The 21,309-nt window shown below is 67.9% G+C and carries 17 protein-coding genes and 1 pseudogene; 9 read left to right on the plus strand and 9 right to left on the minus strand.

Translation table 11 applies throughout. The features are described 5' to 3' along the window. Positions 1–10 precede the first annotated feature (10 nt). The 6 genes and pseudogenes from ACGLHS_RS19385 to ACGLHS_RS19410 form a co-directional block, all read right to left on the minus strand. Positions 11–1,285 carry an ABC transporter substrate-binding protein gene (locus ACGLHS_RS19385; RefSeq protein ID WP_394482321.1) on the minus strand — a complete coding sequence of 425 codons (1,275 nt, stop codon included), beginning with the start codon at positions 1,283–1,285 and terminating at the stop codon, positions 11–13. Between the two features lie 38 nt (positions 1,286–1,323). Next, on the minus strand, positions 1,324–2,826 hold the full coding sequence (locus tag ACGLHS_RS19390; RefSeq protein ID WP_394482323.1) for an aldehyde dehydrogenase family protein: 1,503 nt from the start codon (positions 2,824–2,826) through the stop codon (positions 1,324–1,326). A gap of 47 nt (positions 2,827–2,873) precedes the next feature. Then, positions 2,874–3,263 (minus strand): nuclear transport factor 2 family protein, encoded by a 390-nt coding sequence (locus tag ACGLHS_RS19395; RefSeq protein WP_394482325.1) that lies wholly within the window; start codon positions 3,261–3,263, stop codon positions 2,874–2,876. Positions 3,264–3,303: 40 nt separating this feature from the next. Next, positions 3,304–4,107 carry a MoaF C-terminal domain-containing protein gene (locus tag ACGLHS_RS19400; protein WP_394482327.1) on the minus strand — a complete coding sequence of 268 codons (804 nt, stop codon included), beginning with the start codon at positions 4,105–4,107 and terminating at the stop codon, positions 3,304–3,306. 21 nt (positions 4,108–4,128) lie between these two features. Beyond that, positions 4,129–4,917 carry an SDR family NAD(P)-dependent oxidoreductase gene (locus ACGLHS_RS19405; protein ID WP_394482503.1) on the minus strand — a complete coding sequence of 263 codons (789 nt, stop codon included), beginning with the start codon at positions 4,915–4,917 and terminating at the stop codon, positions 4,129–4,131. Between the two features lie 148 nt (positions 4,918–5,065). Further along, positions 5,066–6,655 (minus strand): annotated as a pseudogene (locus ACGLHS_RS19410) (GMC family oxidoreductase); the annotation flags it as partial. A gap of 149 nt (positions 6,656–6,804) precedes the next feature. Between ACGLHS_RS19410 and hemE the strand changes: the two are divergent. Then, on the plus strand, positions 6,805–7,914 hold the full coding sequence (hemE, locus tag ACGLHS_RS19415; protein ID WP_394482329.1) for a uroporphyrinogen decarboxylase: 1,110 nt from the start codon (positions 6,805–6,807) through the stop codon (positions 7,912–7,914). Positions 7,915–8,374: 460 nt separating this feature from the next. Continuing rightward, entirely contained in the window at positions 8,375–10,474 is a 2,100-nt protein-coding gene (locus ACGLHS_RS19420; RefSeq protein WP_394482505.1) for a primosomal protein N', read from the plus strand. A gap of 63 nt (positions 10,475–10,537) precedes the next feature. Here ACGLHS_RS19420 and ACGLHS_RS19425 read toward each other — a convergent pair whose 3' ends face one another. Beyond that, positions 10,538–10,747, minus strand: coding sequence for a hypothetical protein (locus ACGLHS_RS19425; RefSeq protein WP_394482331.1), 210 nt, complete (start codon positions 10,745–10,747; stop codon positions 10,538–10,540). A 289-nt stretch (positions 10,748–11,036) separates the two neighbouring features. Here ACGLHS_RS19425 and ACGLHS_RS19430 point away from each other — a divergent pair, with 289 nt between their 5' ends. Next, positions 11,037–11,684: a hypothetical protein gene (locus ACGLHS_RS19430; protein ID WP_394482333.1), complete on the plus strand. Its 648-nt coding sequence runs from the start codon at positions 11,037–11,039 to the stop codon at positions 11,682–11,684. A 12-nt stretch (positions 11,685–11,696) separates the two neighbouring features. Here the strand turns inward: ACGLHS_RS19430 and ACGLHS_RS19435 are convergent, their stop codons facing one another. Further along, on the minus strand, positions 11,697–12,716 hold the full coding sequence (locus tag ACGLHS_RS19435) for an AEC family transporter (protein WP_394482335.1): 1,020 nt from the start codon (positions 12,714–12,716) through the stop codon (positions 11,697–11,699). A 134-nt stretch (positions 12,717–12,850) separates the two neighbouring features. Here ACGLHS_RS19435 and ACGLHS_RS19440 point away from each other — a divergent pair, with 134 nt between their 5' ends. The 4 genes from ACGLHS_RS19440 to nadE are packed head-to-tail and all read left to right on the plus strand — an operon-like array spanning position 12,851 to position 17,473. Next, positions 12,851–14,950, plus strand: coding sequence for an ATP-dependent helicase (locus ACGLHS_RS19440; protein ID WP_093243880.1), 2,100 nt, complete (start codon positions 12,851–12,853; stop codon positions 14,948–14,950). Further along, positions 14,947–15,423: a hypothetical protein gene (locus tag ACGLHS_RS19445; protein ID WP_394482338.1), complete on the plus strand. Its 477-nt coding sequence runs from the start codon at positions 14,947–14,949 to the stop codon at positions 15,421–15,423. The genes ACGLHS_RS19440 and ACGLHS_RS19445 overlap by 4 nt, the downstream gene beginning before the upstream one ends. Continuing rightward, on the plus strand, positions 15,420–16,583 hold the full coding sequence (locus ACGLHS_RS19450) for a phospholipase A (RefSeq protein WP_093243875.1): 1,164 nt from the start codon (positions 15,420–15,422) through the stop codon (positions 16,581–16,583). The genes ACGLHS_RS19445 and ACGLHS_RS19450 overlap by 4 nt, the downstream gene beginning before the upstream one ends. Positions 16,584–16,621: 38 nt before the next feature. Beyond that, entirely contained in the window at positions 16,622–17,473 is an 852-nt protein-coding gene (nadE, locus tag ACGLHS_RS19455) for an ammonia-dependent NAD(+) synthetase (RefSeq protein ID WP_394482341.1), read from the plus strand. Positions 17,474–17,488: 15 nt separating this feature from the next. Here nadE and ACGLHS_RS19460 read toward each other — a convergent pair whose 3' ends face one another. After that, a complete protein-coding gene (locus ACGLHS_RS19460; RefSeq protein ID WP_394482343.1) occupies positions 17,489–18,184 on the minus strand; it encodes a TetR/AcrR family transcriptional regulator in 696 nt (231 codons plus the stop codon). A gap of 255 nt (positions 18,185–18,439) precedes the next feature. Here ACGLHS_RS19460 and ACGLHS_RS19465 point away from each other — a divergent pair, with 255 nt between their 5' ends. Together ACGLHS_RS19465 and ACGLHS_RS19470 are read left to right on the plus strand one after the other, a co-directional pair. Then, positions 18,440–19,729, plus strand: a complete 1,290-nt coding sequence (locus tag ACGLHS_RS19465) for an aminotransferase class III-fold pyridoxal phosphate-dependent enzyme (RefSeq protein ID WP_394482345.1) — start codon at positions 18,440–18,442, stop codon at positions 19,727–19,729. A 51-nt stretch (positions 19,730–19,780) separates the two neighbouring features. Further along, positions 19,781–21,307, plus strand: a complete 1,527-nt coding sequence (locus ACGLHS_RS19470; RefSeq protein WP_394482347.1) for an ABC transporter substrate-binding protein — start codon at positions 19,781–19,783, stop codon at positions 21,305–21,307. Positions 21,308–21,309 lie beyond the last annotated feature (2 nt).

Raw genomic sequence — 21,309 nt, forward strand, 5'->3', positions numbered from 1 at the left:
CCCGGCGCGCTTACTTGAGGCCCATCTTCTGTTCGTCGGCGCGGATGTCGACCAGCTCCGGGTCTTCCGCCGTCAGGCAGCCGCCGGGCGCGAAGCGCCAGCCGTTGCCGTCGGGGCTGGCGACAGGGCCGCTGTTGTTGGCGTTGTGGCGGTTGCCGTTGCCCACGTAGAAGGGCTTGCACAGGATGTCGCTCTTGAAGTCGCTCACCTTGCGCAGCGCATCGGTCACGCCGGCGCGGTCGATCTTCTTCGGGTCCATCTTCAGCAATGCTTGCGTCACGATGCGCGCGGCCACGTAGCCGCCTTGCGAGAAGGTGTCGCGCGGATCGCTCTTGGCGCCGTACTTGTCCATGACCGCCAGCCAGTTCTTGTTGTCGGGCCCGGCCGATTCGAGCGGGTTGAATTCGAGGTTGACGTCGAAGTTGCCCTTCCAGTAGGGGCCGATGGCCTTGGGCACGTCGGTGTTGTAGGCCGGCGCGGCAGAGACGAAGTGGATCTTCTTGCCCAGGTTCTGCTGCTCGGCGGCGGCCAGCATCGGCACCAGGATGCCCTTGGGCACGTTCATGATGATGGTGTCGGGCTTCTTGGCGGCGGCCTGCAGCATGGTCGAGGTGGCATCGGCCGAACCGGGGTCGATGGTGATGGTCTCGACCTCCACGCCGTTCTTCTTTCCCCATTCCTTCGGCCCTTCGCAGGCCCAGTTGCCAAGGCTCGGAATGTTCGGAATGACGCAGACCATCTTCTTCGCCTTGTACTTCTGCGCGGCGTACATGGCGGCGATGGTGGCCGACACGCGCGGCCCCGCATTCACCGGCACGTAGTTGCGCGCGTTGAAGCATTCGCGCGGCACGCCGGTGCCGGCGATGACCATCACGCCTTCGTCGGCGTACATCTTGGCGTTGGCGCCGCACTCCACGAAGCTGGTGCTGCCCGCAAGCGCGACCACCTTGCGGTCTTTCACGAGCTTGGACGCGACCTGCGCGGCGGTCTCGGGGTTCCACTGGTCGTCGACCACGATGTAGTCGACCGGGCGGCCGTGGATGCCGCCGTTGGCGTTCACGCACTTGAAATACGCGGCCGCCGCCTGTCCCGAGGCGCTGAAGTCGTCGGGGCCGGTCTTGCCGACCACCGCGCCGACGGGGATGGGCTCGCCGGTGGCGGGCTTGCCGGTGTTGAGGCCGCAGTCGGGGCCCGATTGCGCCCATGCGCCGCCAGCGCCCGCAAGGCCGAGGGCACCGACCAGCGCACCGAGTGCGGAACGCGCGATCTTCTTCTGCTTGAACATGCTCTTGTCTCCTGTTGTGATCGGAACCGTTGCAGTGCCTACACCGCCATGCACACGCTCTTGAGCTCGGTGAAGCTCTCGACCGCCGCGCGCCCCAGGTCGCGCCCGTAGCCCGACTGCTTGACGCCGCCCAGCGGCAGCGCGTTGTCGAGCACGTTGTGCGCGTTGACCCAGACCACGCCCGCCTGCAGGCGCGGCACGATGCGATGCACGGCCGAGAGGTTGTTCGACCAGACGCTCGCGGCCAGGCCGTAAGCGCTGTCGTTGGCCAGGCGGATCGCGTCCTCGACGTCGTCGAAGGGCACCACGGTCGCGACCGGCCCGAACACTTCCTCGCGCACGATGCGCATCGAAGGCCGCGTGTCGACGAACACGGTCGGCCGTACGAAGCAGCCGCCGTCGAAGGCGCGGCTGCCGCCGGTGACCAGCGTCGCGCCCTCGGCCACCGCGCCGTCGATGTGCGCCATCACGCGGTCCACATGGCGCTTGGAAACGAGCGGGCCGAACTGCGCCTGCGGATCGAAGCCCGAGCCGATGTGCAGGCCTTCGGCCGCCTGCGCCAGTTGCTTGACGACCTCATCGAAGATGCCGCGCTGCACGTACACGCGCGAGCCCGCCGTGCACACCTGCCCCTGGTGAAAGAAGATGCCGTTGGCCGCGCCCTGCGCCGCTGCCACCGGGTCGGCATCGTCCAGCACGATGAGCGGCGACTTGCCGCCCAGCTCCAGCGTGAAGCGCGCCATGTTGTCGACCGCCGCGTGGCCGATGCGCTGGCCCACGGCGGTCGAGCCGGTGAAGCTGATCTTGCGGATGTCCGGGTGCGCGGCGAGCGCGGCACCGGCGGTGGCGCCGCGTCCGCACACCACGTTGAGCACGCCGGGCGGAAAGCCCGCCTCGATGGCCAGCTCGGCCAGCCGCAGCGCGGTAAGCGGTGTTTCTTCCGAAGGCTTGAGCACCACCGTGCAGCCGGCCGCGAGCGCGGGCGCCACCTTCCACAGCGCGATGGCCAGCGGAAAGTTCCACGGCACGATGGCGCCCACCACGCCGACGGGTTCGCGCCGCGTGTACGTCACCCATTGCGGGCCGGGGATGCCGATGGAGTTGTCGAGCGTCTGCCCTTCGAGCTTGGTGGCCCAGCCCGCCATGTAGCGCACGAACTCGGCACCGCCGCCCACGTCGACCATGCGCGCGATGCCGCGCAGCTTGCCGCTTTGCAGGGTTTCAAGCGCGCTCAATTCATCGGCGTGCGACTCGATGAGCGTCGACAGCGTGTACAGCATGCGCTCGCGGTCGGCGGGGCGCAGCGACTTCCACGCGGCGCTCTCGAAGCTGCGGCGCGCGCTGGCAACGGCGGCGTTCACGTCGGCCGCGTCGCTGTCGGGGGCTTCGGCCACCGTCATCTCGGTGGCCGGATCGACCACCGGCAGGTAGGTGCCGTTGGCGGGCGCCACCTCGCGGCCGTCAATGTGGTTGCCGCGCCGGCGCTGCGCCAGCAGGCCCACCTGGCCGAGATGCTCGATCGACAGGTCTCGCAGATTCATGGGTTGGCTCCAGGGCAATGCGTTGAATGGAAAAAAAGAGGGGCAACTCAGGACATGGCCCGCGCCACGAGCAGCGTGTCGGTGAACTGCTCGAAGCGGCGCACCTTGCCGCCCTGCACCTGCCACACATGCGTCACGCGGGCGTGCATGGTCTTGCCGGTGGCACGGTGGCGGCCGTGGTAGTCGCCGATGCCGACCACGGTGTCGCCGCCATTGACCAGCCGTTCGAGCACGAAGCGGTAGCCCTCCCATTCGGTGCCCAAGACCTTGAAGACCTTCTCGACCACCTGGGCCGGCCCGACGTGCGTGCCGGCACACGGAAAGCCGGCCATCTCGGTCCACTGCACGTCGTCGGCCACGTCGGCGAACATGGCTTGAAGGTCGTGGCGGTCGGAGGCGGCGTAGTGATCGGCAACGATCTGATAGGGGGTGCGCATGAAGAAAGGCTCCTGGTGTGACAGCAAGAAATGAAGGAAATCAGACCGGCCCGAACTCGGGCGGATAGAAGGTCTGCGAGGCCTTGCGCATGAAGGCGCCGGCCGGGTTGTTGGCCACCTCGCCGTTGCCGGTCACGCCGAGGAACTTGCCGGTGGAGCGGCCGCTCGCGAAGTCGAAGAAGAACACCGACGCGACGGGAATCAGGAACTCGCGGAAGGTGAAGACGTACTGGTCGTCGTCGAACTTGTAGTAGCTCGCGAGGTCGACGTCGCCATGCCCGCGCTGCACGCCCACCAGGCATTGCCAGGCGTAGCGCTCGGCGCTCAGGTAGGTGTGCTCGTAGGTGTGGTTGGGGCTGTAGGTCTGCCAGGTGCGCAGGCCGATCAGGTCGCGCGTGGGCTGTGGCACGGGGCCGCTGGCGGTACCACCCTCCAGCGTGCCGACCCAGAAGTCCTGCGGCACGCGCGGCTGGCCTGCGGCTTCTTCGACGCTGACGATGCGGCAGCGGATCGCGAGCACGCGGTGGGTGCGCGTGTTGAGCACGATGCTCAAGGCTTCGGTCGGGCGGCTGGCCTGGGTGATGTCGAGGAAGAAAGTGTCGGGTGCGACCTCGATGGCTTCGTACCAGTCGCCTGTGCCTTGTCCGCCGCGCGCGCCCTGCTCGCTCCAGTCCAGCACATGCTGCGAACGCGGCTGCAGCGTGAGCTGGAAGCCGGGCAAGGCGAGCTTCAGTGTCTGGCCGGCGAGTGCGTCGGTGGCGGGCAGGCGGTTGGTGGCGATGCCGAGGGCGAACTGGTCGTAGGTCTTCCAGTCGGCGGGCCTGGTGGCTTCGTGGGTGCTCATGGCGTTTTCTTTCCTGCCCTCTCAGGCGTCGTGCGCGAAGGCGATGGTGGGCAGGTCGACGGCAGAGGCACCGCCATCGACCATGAGCGAACTGCCGGTGACCATCGCGGCCAGCGGCGAAGCGAGGAACAGCACGGCGTTCGCCACGTCTTCGGGGCTGGCGGCGCGGCCCATGGGCACGTCGCGCGTGACGAGGTCGTAGGCCGCATCGGCACCCGGCAGCCGGTACTTGTCGACCAGCACCTGCATCTGCTCGTCGGCCATCTCGGTGCGCACCCAGCCGGGGCACACGGCGTTCACGCGCACGCCCTGCTTGCCGTAGTCGCGTGCCAGCGAACGCACGAGGCCAATGAGCGCGTGCTTCATCGTCACGTAGCCGACGACGCCCGGCCCTGCGAAGTGGCCGGCGAGCGAAGAGAGCACGACGATGTTGCCGCGCCGCTCGATGAGTTCGGGCAACAGCTCGCGTGCGCAGACGAAGGCGGTGTCGAGGTTCAGGCGCGTGGAGAGCGCCCACGACGCGTCGTCGGTGGAGAGCGCATCGCCCACCCCATGGCCGCCCGCGTTGGCGACGAGCACGTCGATGCGGCCGAACTTTTCGCGCGCGGCCTTGAGCGCGTGCCGCACATCAGCGGTGCTGGCGGCATCGCCTGCAACGGCGAGGCCGCCGAGCTTCGAGGCAACCGCTTCGAGCTGCGCGAGGCGGCGCCCCATCAGCACGACACGGCCGCCCGCCGCGACGAACTGCGCGGCCACCGCCGCGCCGATGCCGGTGCCGCCGCCGGTGATGAATGCGACCTTGCCGGCCATTGAATTCGTGGACCCTGTGGAACTCATTCGCTCTGTCTCCTTGTTGGAAAGGACTCTAGGTTTCAGCGCACATCGGCGATTGACCGAACGCGCAGTGTTCGTTGCCCGACAGCGCGGCCTTGGCCGAGCGCGGTCACGCCGTCTGCCCCAGCACGAAGGCCGCGCAACGCTCGGCCAGCATCACGGTCGGCGCATTGGTGTTGCCGCTGACCAGCGACGGCATCACCGAGGCATCGCACACGCGCAGCCTTGCCACGCCATGCACGCGCATCTGCGCATCGACCACGGCCATGTCGTCGCTGCCCATGCGGCAGGTGCCGCTCGGGTGGTAGACGGTCTTGGCGCGTTGGCGCACATAGGCCTCGATGGCGTCGTCGGCCATGTCGTCAGCCGCTGAAGGTGCGAGTTCCTCGGACACCACTTCACGCAAGGCCGGCGCACGCAGGATGCGGCGCGCCAGCTTCACGCCGCGCACCAGCGTGTCGACGTCTTCCTGCGCGCGCAGGTAGCCGCCGTCGAACAGGATGGGCGCCATCGGGTCGGGGCTGCGCAGCCGCACGCTGCCGCGCGATTTCGGCCGCAGGAAGCAGGGGTTGATCGACATGCCGTGGCCGGCCAGCGGCTCGCGGTCGACGTCGCCCACGAGCACCGGCAGCACATGGAACTGCAGGTCGGGCCGGCCCGCGCCGGTGGTGTCGACGAAACCGCCGCTCTCAACTACGTTGGAGGTGAGCAGGCCGGTGTTGAAGAAGGTCCATTGCAAGCCATGCCTGAGGGCAGCCAGGCCGCGGTCGTTGCCCAAGAGGCTGATGGGCTCGCGCGTGCGGCCGTAGACCGACACCTCCAGGTGGTCCTGGAAGTTCTCGCCCACGCCGGGCAGCGCGTGCGTCACCGGAATGCCGTGCGCCTGCAACTGCGCGCCGGGGCCGATGCCCGACAGCATCAGCAGCTTGGGCGAGGCCAGCGCGCCGGCCGAAAGAATCACCTCTTCGCGCGCGGTGGCGACGACTTCTTCGCCACTGGCGTCGCGGCCGGTGCGATAGACGACACCGGTCGCGGCGCCGTCCTGCGTCAGCACGCGCATGACGTGCGCGCCGGTGACCACCGTGAGCTTGGGGTTGTCGCGCACCGCCGCAAGGTAGGTGGCGGCCGTGCTGGCGCGGCGGCCTTCGAAGGTGGTGGTCTGGTAGAAGCCCACGCCAGCCTGCTCGGCGCCGTTGAAGTCGTCGTTGTAGGGCAGTCCGGCCTGCTGCGCGGCGCGCAGGAAGGCCAGGCTCAGCGGATGGCGAAAGCGGGTGTCGCTCACCTTCAGCGGGCCGGTGGTGCCGTGCAGCCCGCAGGCCAGCCGTGCATTCGACTCGGCCTTGCGGAACCACGGCAGCACGTCGCGCCAGCCCCAGCCTTCGCAGCCCTGCGCCTCCCAGCCGTCGTAGTCGGCCGGCGTGCCGCGGATGTAGACCATGGCGTTGACGGAGCTGCCGCCGCCCAGCGTGCGGCCCTGCGGCACGAACATCCTGCGGCCGCCGGCAGCCGCCTGCGGTTCGCTCTCGTAGGCCCAGGTGCGCTCGGTGCCGATCACGCGCACGAAGGTGGCGGGCATGTGGATGAAGCGGTCGTTGTCCGGCGGGCCGGCCTCCAGCAGCAGCACGCTGCGCCCCGCCAGCACCAGCCGGTGCGCCAGCACGCAGCCGGCCGAGCCGGCCCCCACCACCACGAAGTCGAAGACCTGTTGCGCCATGTTGCTTGTCCCGTTCCTTGATCCGAAGTTCTTTTGTTGTCTCGAAGGTGGATGCTCGGGGCTGCGGCGCGCCGTGGCGCACCGGGGCGGGTTGGTGCAACTCAAATTGCGCTGTCGGTCAATGCGCGGGCCCCTGCGACAATCGCGGGATGCCTTTCGCCCCATTGCAAAACGACACTTTCCTGCGGGCCTGCTGGCGCCAGGCCACCGATCACACGCCCGTCTGGCTGATGCGCCAGGCCGGCCGCTACCTGCCCGAGTACGTCGCCACGCGCGCCAAGGCGGGCAGCTTCATGGGCTTGGCGACCAACACCGACTACGCCACCGAAGTCACGCTGCAGCCGCTGGAGCGCTACCCGCTCGACGCGGCGATCCTGTTCTCGGACATCCTCACCGTGCCCGACGCCATGGGCCTGGGCCTGTCGTTCGAGGCCGGCGAAGGCCCGCGCTTTGCCCGTCCATTGCGCGACGAAGCGGCGGTGAACGCGCTCGAAGTGCCCGACATGGACAAGCTGCGCTATGTGTTCAGCGCCGTGGCCTCGATCCGCAAGGAACTGAACGGCCGCGTGCCGCTGATCGGCTTTTCGGGCAGCCCGTGGACGCTGGCCTGCTACATGGTCGAAGGCGCGGGCTCGAGCGACTACCGGCTGGTCAAGGGCATGCTGTACAGCCGCCCCGACCTGATGCACCGCATCCTCGCGGTCAATGCCGATTCGGTGGCCGCGTACCTCAATGCGCAGATCGACGCCGGCGCGCAGGCCGTGATGATTTTCGACAGCTGGGGCGGCGTGCTGGCTGACGGCGCGTTCCAGGAATTCAGCCTCGCCTACACGGCGCGCGTGCTGGCGGGCGTGAAGCGCACCGGCGCCGACGGCCAGCCTGTGCCGCGCATCGTGTTCACCAAGGGCGGCGGCCTGTGGCTGGACGCCATGCGCCCGCTCGATTGCGAGGTGCTCGGCGTCGACTGGACGGTGAACCTGGGCGCCGCGCGCCGCCAGGTCGGCGAAGGCACCGACGGCAAGGCCAAGGCGCTGCAGGGCAACATCGACCCGAACGTGCTGTTCGCGCCGCCCGCGCAGATCGAAGCCGAAGTGGCCAAGGTACTGCAGGCTTTCGGCAAGCCGCACGCCGACCGCCACACCACGGGGCCGACCCACATCTTCAACCTGGGCCACGGCATCAGCCAGTTCACGCCGCCGGACCACGTGGCAGCGCTGGTCGAGGCGGTGCACACCCAGTCGCGCGCGCTGCGCGGTTAGAACTGTCACAAAAAGGGCCGAACCGCGTGCAAGCCGCACCGGCCCTCAAAAGTGGGTTCGCAGCCGTTTGTCAAGCGCAAAAACGGCATATGGGTCCCGACTTATGCACAAAACCCGTGTTGCAGTGCGCAAGATTATCTGAGGCGGCCCTCTCTTTGCTACGAAAGAGATAGCGACGCTAAGTTGTTGATTTATATAGGATTTGAACTTTGCTTTTTTTCCGGGCAATCCAGTCAGAGCCTTGATTTTCAAGGCTTGCCAGCGTGTCGAGCCCGGTTGTCAACAAAGTTATCCACAGAAACTCTGGATGGCCGCCAAAGCACTGAAAAATCAACGACTTAAGTGAAGTTGCTCAAAGTCGCATTAACAAACCTTTCCAACAGGCACCTCCATTTCCAAAGCCAGCCCAGCCCCTGAAACGGGCGCCACGACGACCGACGGCAGCGCTGCGCCGGCGGCCCTGTCCTGGCGGCTCGACATCGCGGTCCAGACGCCGGCACATGCCGCGCTCGGCGACCTGTTGAGCTACGCCAGTGCCGCGCCGCTGGTGCCCGGCACGCTGGTGCGGGTGCCGCTGGGCCGGCGCGAGGTGCTGGGCGTGGTCTGGAACGAGCCCACATCGCTGGCGGGCGCGGAGCCCGACATGGCGCTCAAGCCCGTGGGCGCGGCGCTCGACGCACTGCCCCCACTGGGCGAGGCCTGGCGCGACCTCGTGGCCTTTGCCGCGCGCTACTACCAGCGCTCGATCGGCGAGATCGCGCTGGCCGCCCTGCCGCCGCAATTGCGCGACCTGACGACCACGCAACTGGCCCGGCGCCTGAAGCGCAAGACGACGGCCGGCCCGGTCGCCGAGACGGCGGAGGCCGCCAACCTGATCGCGCTGAGCGCGGAACAGACGGCTGCCCTCGCCCGCATCGAAGCGGAAAGCGGCACCTTCCTCCTGGTCGGCAGCACCGGCAGCGGCAAGACCGAGGTCTACCTGCGCTGCGTGGCCGACCTGCTGGCGCGCGACCCGGAAGCGCAGGCGCTGGTGATGGTGCCCGAGATCAATCTCACGCCGCAATTGGAAGCACGTTTCAAGGCGCGCTTCGGCGACGAGGCGGTGGTGTCGCTGCACAGCGGCATGACGAACCCGCAGCGCCTTGCAAGCTGGCTGGCGGCGCACAGCGGCGCCGCGCGCATCGTGCTGGGCACGCGCATGGCGGTGTTCGCATCGATTCCGGGGCTCAAGCTGATCGTGGTCGACGAGGAACACGACCCCAGCTACAAGCAGCAGGAAGGCGCGCGCTATTCGGCACGCGACCTCGCCGTGTGGCGCGGGCAGCGCGAAGGTGCGAAGGTGATCCTCGGCTCGGCCACGCCCTCGCTCGAAAGCTGGCACCAGAGCCGCCCCGCCGAAGGCGAAGACCCGGGCGGGCGCTATGTGCGGCTGGCCATGCCCTCGCGCATCGGCGCGGGCGAGCTGCCGGCGGTGCGGCTGGTCGACATGAACCTGCAGCCACCAAAGACGGTGATCTCAGGAGCGCTGCTCGACGCCATCGGCCAGCGCATCGCGCGCGGCGAGCAGAGCATGATCTTCCTGAACCGGCGCGGCTATGCGCCGGTGCTGGCCTGCAGCGACTGCGGCTGGAAGAGCGAATGCCCGCACTGCAGCGCCTACCGCGTGTTCCACAAGATCGACCGCACGCTGCGCTGCCACCACTGCGGCTTTACGGAACGCGTGCCGCGCGCCTGCCCGGCCTGCGGCAACCCCGACATCGCGCCCGTGGGCCGCGGCACCGAGCGGCTCGAAGAGCACCTGGCAGAGCTGTTCGCCACGGTGAAGCGGCCCGACGGCCATGCGGTGCGCATCGCGCGCATCGACGCCGACAGCACCAAGAAGCAGGGTGCGCTCGAATCGCAGCTTGCCGCCGTGCATTCGGGCGAGGTCGATGTGCTGGTCGGCACGCAGATGATCGCCAAGGGCCACGACTTCCGGCGTATCACGCTGGTGGCCGCGGTCAACCCCGACGGGGCGCTGTTCTCCAGCGACTTCCGCGCACCCGAGCGCCTGTTCAGCCTGCTGATGCAATCGGCGGGGCGGGCGGGCCGCGACGCCGCCTACCTCGCGGCGCAGGGCGCCACGGCCGAGATGTGGATCCAGACGCACCATGCGCAGCATCCGCTGTTCATAGCGCTGCGCAGGCACGACTACGCGGCGTTCGCGCAGCAGCAACTCGACGAGCGCCGTGCCGCCGGCATGCCACCCTTTGCGTTCCAGGCGCTGCTGCGTGCGGATGCGCGCGAACAGTCGGTGGCGCAGGCCTTCCTGAACATCGCCGCCGACCAGGCCGAGGCGCTGCCCGGTGGCGATGTCGTCACGCGCTATCCGGCGGTGCCGCTGACCATCCAGCGCGTGGCCAATGTGGAACGCGCGCAGATGCTGATCGAAAGCCCTTCGCGCGCCGCACTGCAGCGCCTGCTGGCGGGCTGGCAGCCGCTGCTGCATGCGCTGCGCCGCACGCCCGAGGGCAAGGGCGTGATCCGCTGGCTGATCGACGTCGATCCGCACAGCATCTGAGGCGGCTGTGTTGTTGCAAGGCATGCCCCGGCGGGTCCGGCGGCATTCCTGATGCTCCGATGGTCAGTGGTAGCCCGTCGGTTCCTTGCCCATGTCGACGTAGCGCAACTCGTCATGTCGTCGCCGCGCAATGCCGTGGGGCCACGCGAACACCACGAGGCTCAGCGCGGCGATCGCGATCGCGCTGGCGGTGCCGACCTTGCCGGCATGCCAGAACCAGCCCGCGCCAGCGAGCCAGACCACCCACACCAGGATGCGAACCAGTATTGCCATGTCGCGCCCCATTCACATCTTTGACTGGCAACCACTGTAGCAGCGCGCCTGCAAACTGAAGCATTCAACTGAAGTGGTAGCGGCCTCTATGCCTTCTGGCCTGCCCTTCGTCCTACCCCAAAATTTCCGAAAAAACAGTTGACGGCACGGCATGCGGCTGCACAAGCTGTAAAGGTGCGAACTCATCCCGGCTCGCACGTTCCAAACATGCTCGCTCATCGCAAAGGTCGCCGTGAAACCGTCGTCTTTTTCTGGTTGGGTTTTGTCATTCGCGTGCCTCGCCTGCGCCATGGGCGCACCCGTTTCCGCGGCCGAGCTCGAGCTTCAGGGCAGCCGGCTGGTGGTGTCCGGCGCGCTCGACGGCAGTGCGATCAAGGACTTTACAGAGCAGCTGGGCGGCGGCGCGGTGCACACCGTCGTCTTCCAGGACTCGTTCGGCGGTACTGCTGAAGCGGCCGGCGCCTTTGCCGATGCGATCCGCCTGAGCGGCGTGCAGACCGAGGTGCGCGGCCAGTGCATGGCCGCCTGTGCCTACGCCTTCCTGGCCGGCAAGACCCATCGCTTCGGCTATGGCCTGCAGGTCAACGGCATCCTGCTGCCGGTGGCGACGCGGCCCACGGCGGCCGAACTGGCGGTGCGCTGGCGCGGCGACGAAGCCCACAAAACACTGGCCGACTTCACGCCGCCCGCCGCCGGCACTGCCACTGCCACGACGGTGGCCTCGGCCTCCACGGCGCCCAAGCCGGTCGAGGCCAGCGCCCCGCCCGCCAAGGACAACTGGCAGCCCGACCACGGCGTGCTGTTCACCGCCAGCCCTTCGCTGTTCGGGCGCATCTACAACACCTACTACTGCGACGGCACGCAGGGCCGCGACTTCTCGAAGTGCGAGCGCCTGCCCGATGCCGACCCGTACAAGCTCGGCGTGCTGACGCCGTAGCCGCCCATCGGTTCAGCGCAATGCGCCGACCGCCAGCGGAAAACTGAAGAACGCCACCACCGTCGTCCACAGGATGATGCGGGCGATGCGGCCGTTGTCCGCGCCGAAGCGCTCGGCCAGCATCGACACATTGCTCGCGCTCGGCAGCGCCGCGACCAGAACGATCACCACCAGGGCGGCCGGCGTCAGCGGCAGGCTCAGCGCGATGGCACCGAGCCCCAGCCCCCACACCAGCAGCGGGTGCACCAGCAGCTTGACAGCCACCACCGGCAGCACGTCGCGCCAGGGCGCCTTGCCCGGCGCCGGGCTGGCCGTGCCCATGGCCTCGGCCACGGCCGCGCTGGCGCCGTGCTCGCGCGCCAGCAACGCCGAGCGGGCCAGCACCGCGCCGATGGTGAACAGCGCCACCGGCGACGCGGCATCGGCCAGCATCGCCACCGTGCGTTCGAGCGGCCCCGGCAGACGCCAGCGCATGGCCGACAGCAACACGCCCAGCAGGATCGACCACGGCATCGGATTGACCAGAATGCCCCGCAGCGCCTTGCGCGCCGCCTGCGTCGCGCCGTGCCGGCCCGCACCGCCGGCGCCATCGAGCCGCGACAGCGCAATGCACAGCGACGAGGTGATGACAAGGTCGAACGCGATCGTGATGATCATCGGCCCGGCCGCCTGTGCCCCCAGGATCGCCACCAGCAGCGGCACGCCCATGAAGCCGGTGTTCGGAAAAGCCGCGACCAGCGCGCCGAAGGCGGCGTCGTTCCAGCCGACGCGCGCGTTGCGGGTGAACACGACCACGCCCGCCACCACCGCCAGCGCGCTGATGCCCCAAACCAGTGCCACGCTGCCGTCCAGCAGCTGCCCGATGGGCGTGCCCGCGCCGAAGCGCAGCAGCATGCACGGCAGCGCGAAATACAGCACGAAGGTGTTGAGGCCGGCAATCGCGTCCAGCGGCAGGATGCGGGCGCGCGCCGCGCCGTAGCCGGCCGCGATCAGCGCGAAGAAAGGGAAAGTAACAAGGAATACAGGCAGCACGCGGCGATTGTCGTTGGCGGCCCGGGAACGCGTCTTGCGATGCCCGCTGACACTGCGGCCGAAGCCCGCCCCCGTATCATTGCCCGCTTTTGCGCCTGCCGTTCCCCACGGCGTTTTCCGGTTCCCTCTCCCCCATGTCCCACGGTCTCAATCTCGCGCAGCAAGAAGCGGTCAACTACATGCACGGTCCCTGCCTGGTGCTTGCCGGCGCAGGCTCGGGCAAGACGCGCGTGATCACCCACAAGATCGGCCGGCTGATCCAGTCGGGCCTCGACCCCAAGCGCATCGCGGCCATCACCTTCACCAACAAGGCCGCCGCCGAAATGCGCGAGCGCGCCAAGGACCTCATCGGCAAGGACGCGCGCAAGGTGGTGGTCTGCACCTTCCACGCGCTGGGCGTGCGCATGATGCGCGAAGACGGCGCGGTGCTGGGCCTGAAGCCCGCCTTCAGCATTCTCGACAGCGACGACGTGACGAAGATCCTGAAGGACGCCGGCGGCACCACCGACATCGCCACCGCGCGCATCTGGCAGTGGACCATCAGCAAGTGGAAGAACATGGGCCTGAACGCCGAGCAGGCGGCGGCCATTGCGGTGGACGACAACGAGCGCATCACCGCCGAAGTCATGGGCCACTACCAGGAGCGCCTGCAGGCCTACCAGAGCGTCGACTTCGACGACCTGATCGGCATGCCGCTCAAGCTGCTGCACGACTTTCCCGAAGTGCGCGCCAAATGGCAGGCCGCGCTCGGCCACATCCTGGTGGACGAATACCAGGACACCAACGCCACGCAGTACGAAGTGCTCAAGGCCCTGGCCGGCGAGCGCGGCCGCTTCACCGCGGTGGGCGACGACGACCAGTCGATTTACGGCTGGCGTGGCGCCACGCTGGACAACCTGCGCAAGCTGCCGGTCGACTACCCGACGCTCAAGGTCATCAAGCTGGAGCAGAACTACCGCTCCACCAGCGCCATCCTGCGGGCCGCCAACAACGTGATCGGCCCCAACCCCAAGCTGTTTCCGAAGACGCTCTTTTCCGAGCTCGGCGAAGGCGAGCCGGTGCGCATCGTCGATGCCGACAGCGAGCTGCACGAAGCCGAGCGCGCGGTGGCGCGCATCGTCAGCCTGCGCGCGGGCGACGCCACCACACAGGGCAAGCAGTACAAGGAGTTCCGCGACTTCGCCATCCTGTACCGCGCCAACCACCAGGCCCGCGTGTTCGAGCAGGCGCTGCGCAAGGCGCAGATTCCGTACAAGGTGTCGGGCGGCCAGAGCTTCTTCGACCGCGCCGAAATCAAGGACCTGTGCGGCTGGTTCCGCCTGTGGGTCAACAACGACGACGACCCTGCGTTCCTGCGTGCCATCACCACGCCCAAGCGCGGCATCGGCCACACCACGCTGGCCAGCCTGGGCACCTTCGCGAGCCAGTACAAGCTGAGCCTGTTCGCGGCGCTGTTCAGTCCGTCGCTGCCGAGCGTGATTCCCAAGCGCACGCTGGAAGGCGTCTACGAATTCGGCCGCTACATCAACGACCTCGAATACCGCGCGCGCCGCACCATGGGCGCGGAAGATTCGCGCGCGTTCATGCTCGAGTGGCTCAAGGAGATCGACTACGAGCAGCACCTCTACGAGGGCGAAGACAGCGAAGCGGCGGCCGCCTCGCGCTGGAACAACGTGATGGAGTTCGTCGACTGGATGTCGCAGCGCGCCGGCGGCTCGCTCGACGACGCCTCGGGCGCCAACGACAACGAGACCGAGCGCAAGAGCCTGCTCGAAGTGGCGCAGACCATCTCGCTGCTGTCGACCATCAGCGAGCGCGAGCAGGACCAGGACGTGGTCACGCTTTCCACGCTGCATGCCTCCAAGGGCCTGGAGTGGCCGCACGTGATCCTGATCGGCGTGACCGAAGGCCTCTTGCCCTTCAAGCTCGACGACGACAACGGCCGCCAGAAGATGGTCAGCGACGACACCTTGCAGCGCCTGCAGGAAGAACGGCGCCTGATGTACGTGGGCATCACCCGCGCACAACGCAGCCTGGCCGTGAGCTGGACCAAGAAGCGCAAGCAGGGCCGCGACATGGTGCCCTGCGTGCCGAGCCGCTTCATCGCCGAGATGGGGCTGGACAAGGAAACGACGAAGGAAGACCCGCGCGAAAAGCTCAAGGCGCTGCGCGCCGAGTTCGCGCGCAAGGCACAGGACAGCGCGGCCGCCAAGGCGGCTGCCGCCGCATCATGAAGGCGGTCATCGCGGCACTGTTCGTTGGCACCGCCTGCGTGCTTGCGGGTTGCGCCACCGGCCCCGTCGGCGGGAGCGGAGGCGGCGATGCCAACTGCCCCGCCGACGCGCGCGAGCTGCCGCTGCAGTCGCTCTACGGCCGCTGGGACGCACGCTTCGACGACCTGCCCGCCGTGGCCACCGTGCAGCTGGGCAAGCACCCCGACTACGAGGGCGTGCGCGGCACCATCACGCGCAACACCGGCAACCCACCGAAGGCTTCGGTCTCGCAGCTGGCGGGCGATGTCGACGACGAAGGCGCGCTCTCCATCGACGAGTCGAAGGACGGCCGCGCCATCAGCGGCGTCTGGTCGGGCAAGCTGCAGGCCGGCTCGTGCGGCCGTGAATTCAGGGGGACGTGGCGCGATGCCGCGAACGAGAGCACGCACCCGTTCGTGCTCCGCAAGACGGGAGGTCCGGAAGGAAAGCCATGACGACACGACCACACTTCAACCTCGGTGCGCTGGCGGCCGTCGTCGCCTGCCTCGGCGGCGGCGCGGCACACGCGCAGGCCGTCGACAAGCCGGCGAGTCCGCTGGCCGATGCGCAGCTCACCTGGCAGCAATGCACGGCACTGGGCGCCAACAACGAGGCACGGCTGGCCTGCTTCGACCGCTGGGCGCAGCAGCAGACGCTGCCCTCGGCATCGGTGCCCGTCGCGCCGCCGGTGCTCGCGAGCACGCAGCCGCCGGTGGACAGCTCGATTCCCGCCACGCGCGTGGTCTCGGTCGCCACCACCGAAGGCTGCCGCGACCGCCAGTACTCCACGCTCTCGCGTTTTTGGGAACTCGAGAACGCCACCGACTGCGGCACCTTCGGCTTTCGCGGCTACCGCCCGCTGAACGTGTCGGTCTCGGCGGCCACCAAGAAGCCGCAGACACCGACCTCGCCTTCGCCCGACCACACCGGCGAGCCCATCGCCTACCAGGCCAACGAGATGCGCATCGGCCTGTCGGTGCGCACCAAGCTCGCGCAGGGCATGCTCACGCAGAACGACCCGGTGCGCAAAGACTCGCTGTGGTTCGCCTACACGCAGCAGTCGACGTGGCAGCTGTTCAACGGCGCGATCTCGCGGCCGTTCCGCACCACCGACCACGAGCCCGAGCTGATGTATGTCTACCCGACCGACTTCAAGCTGCCGGGCGGCTGGCGCTGGCGCTATGCCGGCGTGGGCATCGTGCACCAGTCGAACGGCCAGAGCCTGCCGCTGTCGCGCAGCTGGAACCGCGTGTACCTGATGGGCGGCGCCGAACTGGACGACCGCTTCACCATCACCGGGCGCGTCTGGAAGCGCATCTCGGAGAACCCGCTGAGCGACGACAACCCCGACATTGCCGACTACATCGGCCGCGCCGAGGTCACCGGCCGCTGGAACCTGAACCGCGACAACCAGCTCGGCATCACCGTGCGCAACAACCTGCGCGCCAGCGGCCGCGGCTCGGTGCGGCTCGAATGGCTCAAGGCCATTGGCGATCCGACCAAGAGCAACCTGCGCTTTCACACCCAGCTGTTCTCGGGGTACGGCGACACGCTGGTCGACTACAACCGCAAGCGCACGGTCCTGAGCATCGGCCTGAGCCTTGTGGATTTCTGATTCCTTCTTTCCGTCTTTCTTCACACGCAGGCAAACCCATGAGTGCAGATCTGTCCCCCGTCGATGCCACGCAGCGCGAGATCATCGCGGCGCTGCACGTTGCGCCCGTCTTCGATGCCGCGCGCGAACTGGAGCGGCGCGTCGACTTTCTCGCCGGCTACCTGAAGCAGACCGGCCTGAAGACATTGGTGCTGGGCATCAGCGGCGGTGTCGATTCGCTGACCGCCGGCTGCCTGGCGCAACGCGCCGTCGAGAAGCTTCGCGCCACGGGCTACGACGCCACCTTCATCGCGATGCGCCTGCCTTATGGCGTGCAGAAGGACGAGGCCGAAGCGCAGGCCTCGCTGGTGGTGATGAAGCCCGACCGCACGATCACCGTCGACATCCGCCCCGCGGCGGACGGCATGCTCGCCGCGCTGAAGGCCGGCGAGCTGAAGTTTCGCGATGCGGCGCACGAAGACTTCGTGCTGGGCAACATCAAGGCGCGCCAGCGCATGATTGCGCAGTTCGCTGTGGCGGGCGCGCACGACGGCCTCGTGATCGGCACCGACCACGCGGCCGAGGCGCTGATGGGTTTCTTCACCAAGTTCGGCGACGGCGCGGCCGACATCACGCCGCTGACCGGCCTGAACAAGCGGCGCGTGCGCGCGGTGGCGCAGCTGCTCGGCGCGCCCGATGCACTGGTCTACAAGGTGCCCACGGCCGACCTCGAATCGCTGGTGCCGGGCAAGCCCGACGAAGACGCCTTCGGTGTGAGCTACGAGCAGATCGACGATTTCCTCGAAGGCAAGCCGGTGTCGGCGGCGGCGCGCGCCATCATTCTTTCGACGCATCGCAAGAGCGCGCACAAGCGGGCGTTGCCGGTCGAGCCGCCCGTTACCGACAACTGAGCGGCGGCCGAGGCCTCAGTCGGCCGTTCCCGGCTCCGCCTCGGCGGGCGCGGCAGGCTCGCGCGGCTCGATCACCTCGGGCAGGAAGGTGCGGCAATAGGCCACCGCGACGGCCAGCGCCTCTTCCTCGAACTGCGCCGTGATGGTCCGGTGCTTGCTGAATGACAGGCTCCAGACCGAGTCCACCAGCGTGAGCATGATCAGGAACTTGTGCTCCGCATCGCGGATGTGCGGCATGTGGAAGAACTGCTCGTAGAAACCGAGCATCCGCCGCGCCAGCAGCTCGTTGAAGCCCGCCTCCGACTGCACCAGCTCGCGCGTGGTGTGGCTGCCCAGGAACAGCTTCTGGATCGGCGGGTTCTGGTTGTAGATCTGCACAGCCGCCGACAGGCGCAACTGCAGCAGGGCCTGCCAGCTCTTCACTCCGCGCGTGTCGACCTTGCGCGCAAGCTCGCTGAACTCCTCGTGGTAGCGCTCGGCCAGCGCCAACAGCAGCGCCCCCGGCGTGGGGAAGAAGTGATACGCCGACGCGGGCGGCACGCCGGCCTTCTTCGCGGTCTGGTAGAGGCCGATCTCGTCCAGTTCGTTCTCGATCAGCAGGGCATGCGCCGCGTCGAGCAGCTTGTTGTAGCGCGCCACGCCGCGCTCCTGCGAGGGGCGCTTGCGCGGGGTGGGAGGGCTTTTCTCGCCAGGGCGGGGGTCGTCGTTCATTTCAGGCAAATCGGGCGGCCACGAAAGGCTCGCATCTTCACACGGGGCCACCGGAATCCGGCGCGTCGGGTTCGACACGGTGCAGGGTGCACTCTTTTGTCAAAAATCGATATTAATCGGTTTCCCTAATGCCACCCTTCCTATCGCTGGCTACGATCCTTCTTGAAACACGATAAATATCGTATTTAAGAAATCCTGCATCCGAAGAAGCAATGCAGGAAACGATCAACTTCCAGCATGGAAAGAGGTGTCCGGATGGTTTGGAGCAACCAGCGCAACAAGGCCTTGCAGGAGCGCGCGCAGCGCGTGATCCCGGGCGGCATGTATGGCCACATGTCGACCGGGCTGCTGCCGCAGGAATTTCCGCAGTTCTTCCAGCGCGGCAAGGGCTGCCGCATCTGGGATGCCGACGGCAACGAGTACGTCGATTTCATGTGCGCCTACGGCCCCAGCCTGCTGGGCTACAACGATCCGCAGGTCGATGCCGCCGCCGCCGCACAGCAGAAGCTGGGCGATGCGCTCAACGGCCCCGGCGAGGTGATGGTCGAACTGGCCGAGGCCTTCGTCTCGCTGGTGTCGCACGCCGACTGGGCCATGTTCTGCAAGAACGGCACCGACGCCACCACGATGGCGATGGTGACGGCCCGCGCCCACACCGGCCGCCGCGTGATCCTCGCGGCCAAGGATGCGTACCACGGCGCCGACCCGTGGTGCGTGCCGGCACCGCGCAGCAAGGGCACGCTGCCGGAAGACCGCGCGCATGTCGCCTACTACGAATACAACAACGCGCAGAGCCTGGCCGATGCAATGAAGGCGCATGCCGGGGACGTGGCCGCCGTCTTCGCCGTGCCCTTTCGCCACGACGTCTTTCGCGACCAGGAAGCGCCTGACCTTGAATACGCCGCCGCCGCGCGCCGCCTGTGCGACGAGACAGGCGCGCTGCTGGTGGTGGACGACATCCGCGCGGGCTTCCGGCAAGCGCGTGACTGCAGCTGGTCGCTGATGGGCATCGAGCCCGACCTGAGCTGCTGGGGCAAGTGCTTTGCCAACGGCCATCCGATCTCGGCCCTGCTCGGCGCCGAGCATGTCCGCGAGGCGGCCCGCAGCATCTTCGTGACCGGCTCCTTCTGGTTCTCGGCGGTGCCGATGGCCGCGGGCATCGAAACGTTGCGGCAGATCCGCGACACCGATTACCTGGAGCGCCTGCAAAGCGCCGGCCAGGCCCTGCGCGAAGGCCTGGCCCGGCAGGCCGCCACGCACGGCTTTGCGCTGCGCCAGAGCGGCCCGGCGCAGATGCCGCAGATCTTCTTCGACGAAGACCCGGACTTCCGCATCGGCTACGCCTGGACCGCCGAGTGCCTGAAGCACGGCGCGTACTTCCACCCGTACCACAACATGTTCCTGTCGGCCGCGCACACGCCGGCGGACATCGCACGTGCGCTGGAGGCAACGGACCAGGCCTTCGAAGCGGTGCGCCGCCGGCGCGACGCGCTGCAGCCGGCCCCGCAGATCAGGCCCGTCCTCGACCTGCTCGCCCGCGCCTGACCGCACCCGACCACGCCTGAACACGCCCCGTTCCCCGAAGGAGTACGCCCCATGACCCCCTCACGCCTCCTGTCCGCCGTCGGTGCCGCGCTGCTGGCCGCGGTGCTTCACCAGCCGGTGCATGCCGGCAAGGCCGACGACACCCTGCGCATGCCGGCCGACCAGGTCCTGCCCGACATCGATCCCTACTTCAACAATGAACTGCTGGGCTCGATCATCGGCCAGCAGGTGTGGGACACCCTGGTCACGCGCGATCCGGCGACGGGTCAGTTCAAGGGCCAGCTGGCCACCGCGTGGCGCGTCATCGACGACACCACGGTGGAGTTCGACCTGCGCCAGGGCGTCAAATTCCACAACGGCCAGCCCTTCACCGCGGACGATGTGGTCTACACGATCAACTTCATCGCCAACCCGGCCTCGGGCGTGACCAACCAGCGCAACGTCAACTGGCTCAAGGGCGCGGAGAAGATCGACGACTTCAAGGTGCGCCTGAAATTCAAGGCCCCCTTCCCGCCGTACCTGGAGTACCTCGCGGTGCCGATCGTGATCCACCCGCATGCCTACTACGCGAAGGAAGGCCGCAAGGGCCAGAACGTGAAGCCGGTCGGCTCAGGGCCTTACAAGATCACGCGCTACGAGCCCGGCAAGATCATCGTGATGGAGCGCAACACCGCCTACTACGGCGGCACGCCGAAGTCGAACGCGAAGATCGGCAAGATCGAGATCAGCTTCGTGCCCGACGTGCAGACGCAGCTCGCGGGCCTCATGACCGGCAGCGCCGACCTCATCACCACCACGGTGCCCAAGGACATGGTCGACAACATCGCGACCAACCCCGCGCTGCAGGTCTTCACCGTGCCGACCATGCGCGTGAACTTCCTGCAGTTCAACGTGCTCGACACCACCGCGAGCCCCGCGCTGAAAGACGTGCGCGTGCGCAAGGCGATCATGCATGCGATCGACCGCGAAGCCATCGCCAAGGCGACCATGGGCAAGGGCTACACGCTGCTAGGTGCCTTCTGCTATCGCGACCAGTTCGGCTGTACCGACAAGGGCGTGCCGACCTACGAATACAACCCGCAGAAGGCCAAGGACCTGCTGAAGGAAGCCGGCCACGCGAACGGGGTCGACGTGGTGCTCAACGCCTTCTTTTCGCGCGAAGCCGGCGAGATGATCCAGGGCTACCTGGCCAAGGTGGGCATCAAGGCCAACCTGGTCTACGAACAGTACCCGGCCGTGCGCGAGAAACAGCGCAAGGGCACCTCGGGCATCACCTTCGCGAGCTGGGGCTCCTACTCGATCAACGACGTCTCGGCGCTGCTGCCGGTGTACTTCGGCATGGAAGGCGACGACACCGCGCGCGACAAGGACATCGCCACGCCTGTCAACCGCGCGAACACCACCATGGACCCGGCCGCGCGCGCCAAGGACTACGCGCAGGCGCTGCAACTCATCGGCGACCGGGCGCTGGTCTATCCGATGTATTCGGTCGGCCGCAACTTCCCCGCCACCAAGGAGCTGAACTTCGGCCGCCAGACCAGCGACCGCGTGCAGTTCTACGAGATGAGCTGGCGCTGAGC

Source organism: Variovorax sp. VaC1 (assembly GCF_043658315.1).
Taxonomy (GTDB): domain Bacteria; phylum Pseudomonadota; class Gammaproteobacteria; order Burkholderiales; family Burkholderiaceae_C; genus Variovorax.

Bases quoted from the DNA above. Each gene is read 5' to 3' on its own strand.
- ACGLHS_RS19385 (WP_394482321.1), bottom strand. From the start codon at position 1,285: ATGTTCAAGCAGAAGAAGATCGCGCGTTCCGCACTCGGTGCGCTGGTC.
- ACGLHS_RS19390 (WP_394482323.1), bottom strand. From the start codon at position 2,826: ATGAATCTGCGAGACCTGTCGATCGAGCATCTCGGCCAGGTGGGCCTG.
- ACGLHS_RS19395 (WP_394482325.1), bottom strand. From the start codon at position 3,263: ATGCGCACCCCCTATCAGATCGTTGCCGATCACTACGCCGCCTCCGAC.
- ACGLHS_RS19400 (WP_394482327.1), bottom strand. From the start codon at position 4,107: ATGAGCACCCACGAAGCCACCAGGCCCGCCGACTGGAAGACCTACGAC.
- ACGLHS_RS19405 (WP_394482503.1), bottom strand. From the start codon at position 4,917: ATGGCCGGCAAGGTCGCATTCATCACCGGCGGCGGCACCGGCATCGGC.
- hemE (WP_394482329.1), top strand. From the start codon at position 6,805: ATGCCTTTCGCCCCATTGCAAAACGACACTTTCCTGCGGGCCTGCTGG.
- ACGLHS_RS19425 (WP_394482331.1), bottom strand. From the start codon at position 10,747: ATGGCAATACTGGTTCGCATCCTGGTGTGGGTGGTCTGGCTCGCTGGC.
- ACGLHS_RS19430 (WP_394482333.1), top strand. From the start codon at position 11,037: ATGGGCGCACCCGTTTCCGCGGCCGAGCTCGAGCTTCAGGGCAGCCGG.
- ACGLHS_RS19440 (WP_093243880.1), top strand. From the start codon at position 12,851: ATGTCCCACGGTCTCAATCTCGCGCAGCAAGAAGCGGTCAACTACATG.
- ACGLHS_RS19445 (WP_394482338.1), top strand. From the start codon at position 14,947: ATGAAGGCGGTCATCGCGGCACTGTTCGTTGGCACCGCCTGCGTGCTT.
- ACGLHS_RS19450 (WP_093243875.1), top strand. From the start codon at position 15,420: ATGACGACACGACCACACTTCAACCTCGGTGCGCTGGCGGCCGTCGTC.
- nadE (WP_394482341.1), top strand. From the start codon at position 16,622: ATGAGTGCAGATCTGTCCCCCGTCGATGCCACGCAGCGCGAGATCATC.
- ACGLHS_RS19460 (WP_394482343.1), bottom strand. From the start codon at position 18,184: ATGAACGACGACCCCCGCCCTGGCGAGAAAAGCCCTCCCACCCCGCGC.
- ACGLHS_RS19465 (WP_394482345.1), top strand. From the start codon at position 18,440: ATGGTTTGGAGCAACCAGCGCAACAAGGCCTTGCAGGAGCGCGCGCAG.
- ACGLHS_RS19470 (WP_394482347.1), top strand. From the start codon at position 19,781: ATGACCCCCTCACGCCTCCTGTCCGCCGTCGGTGCCGCGCTGCTGGCC.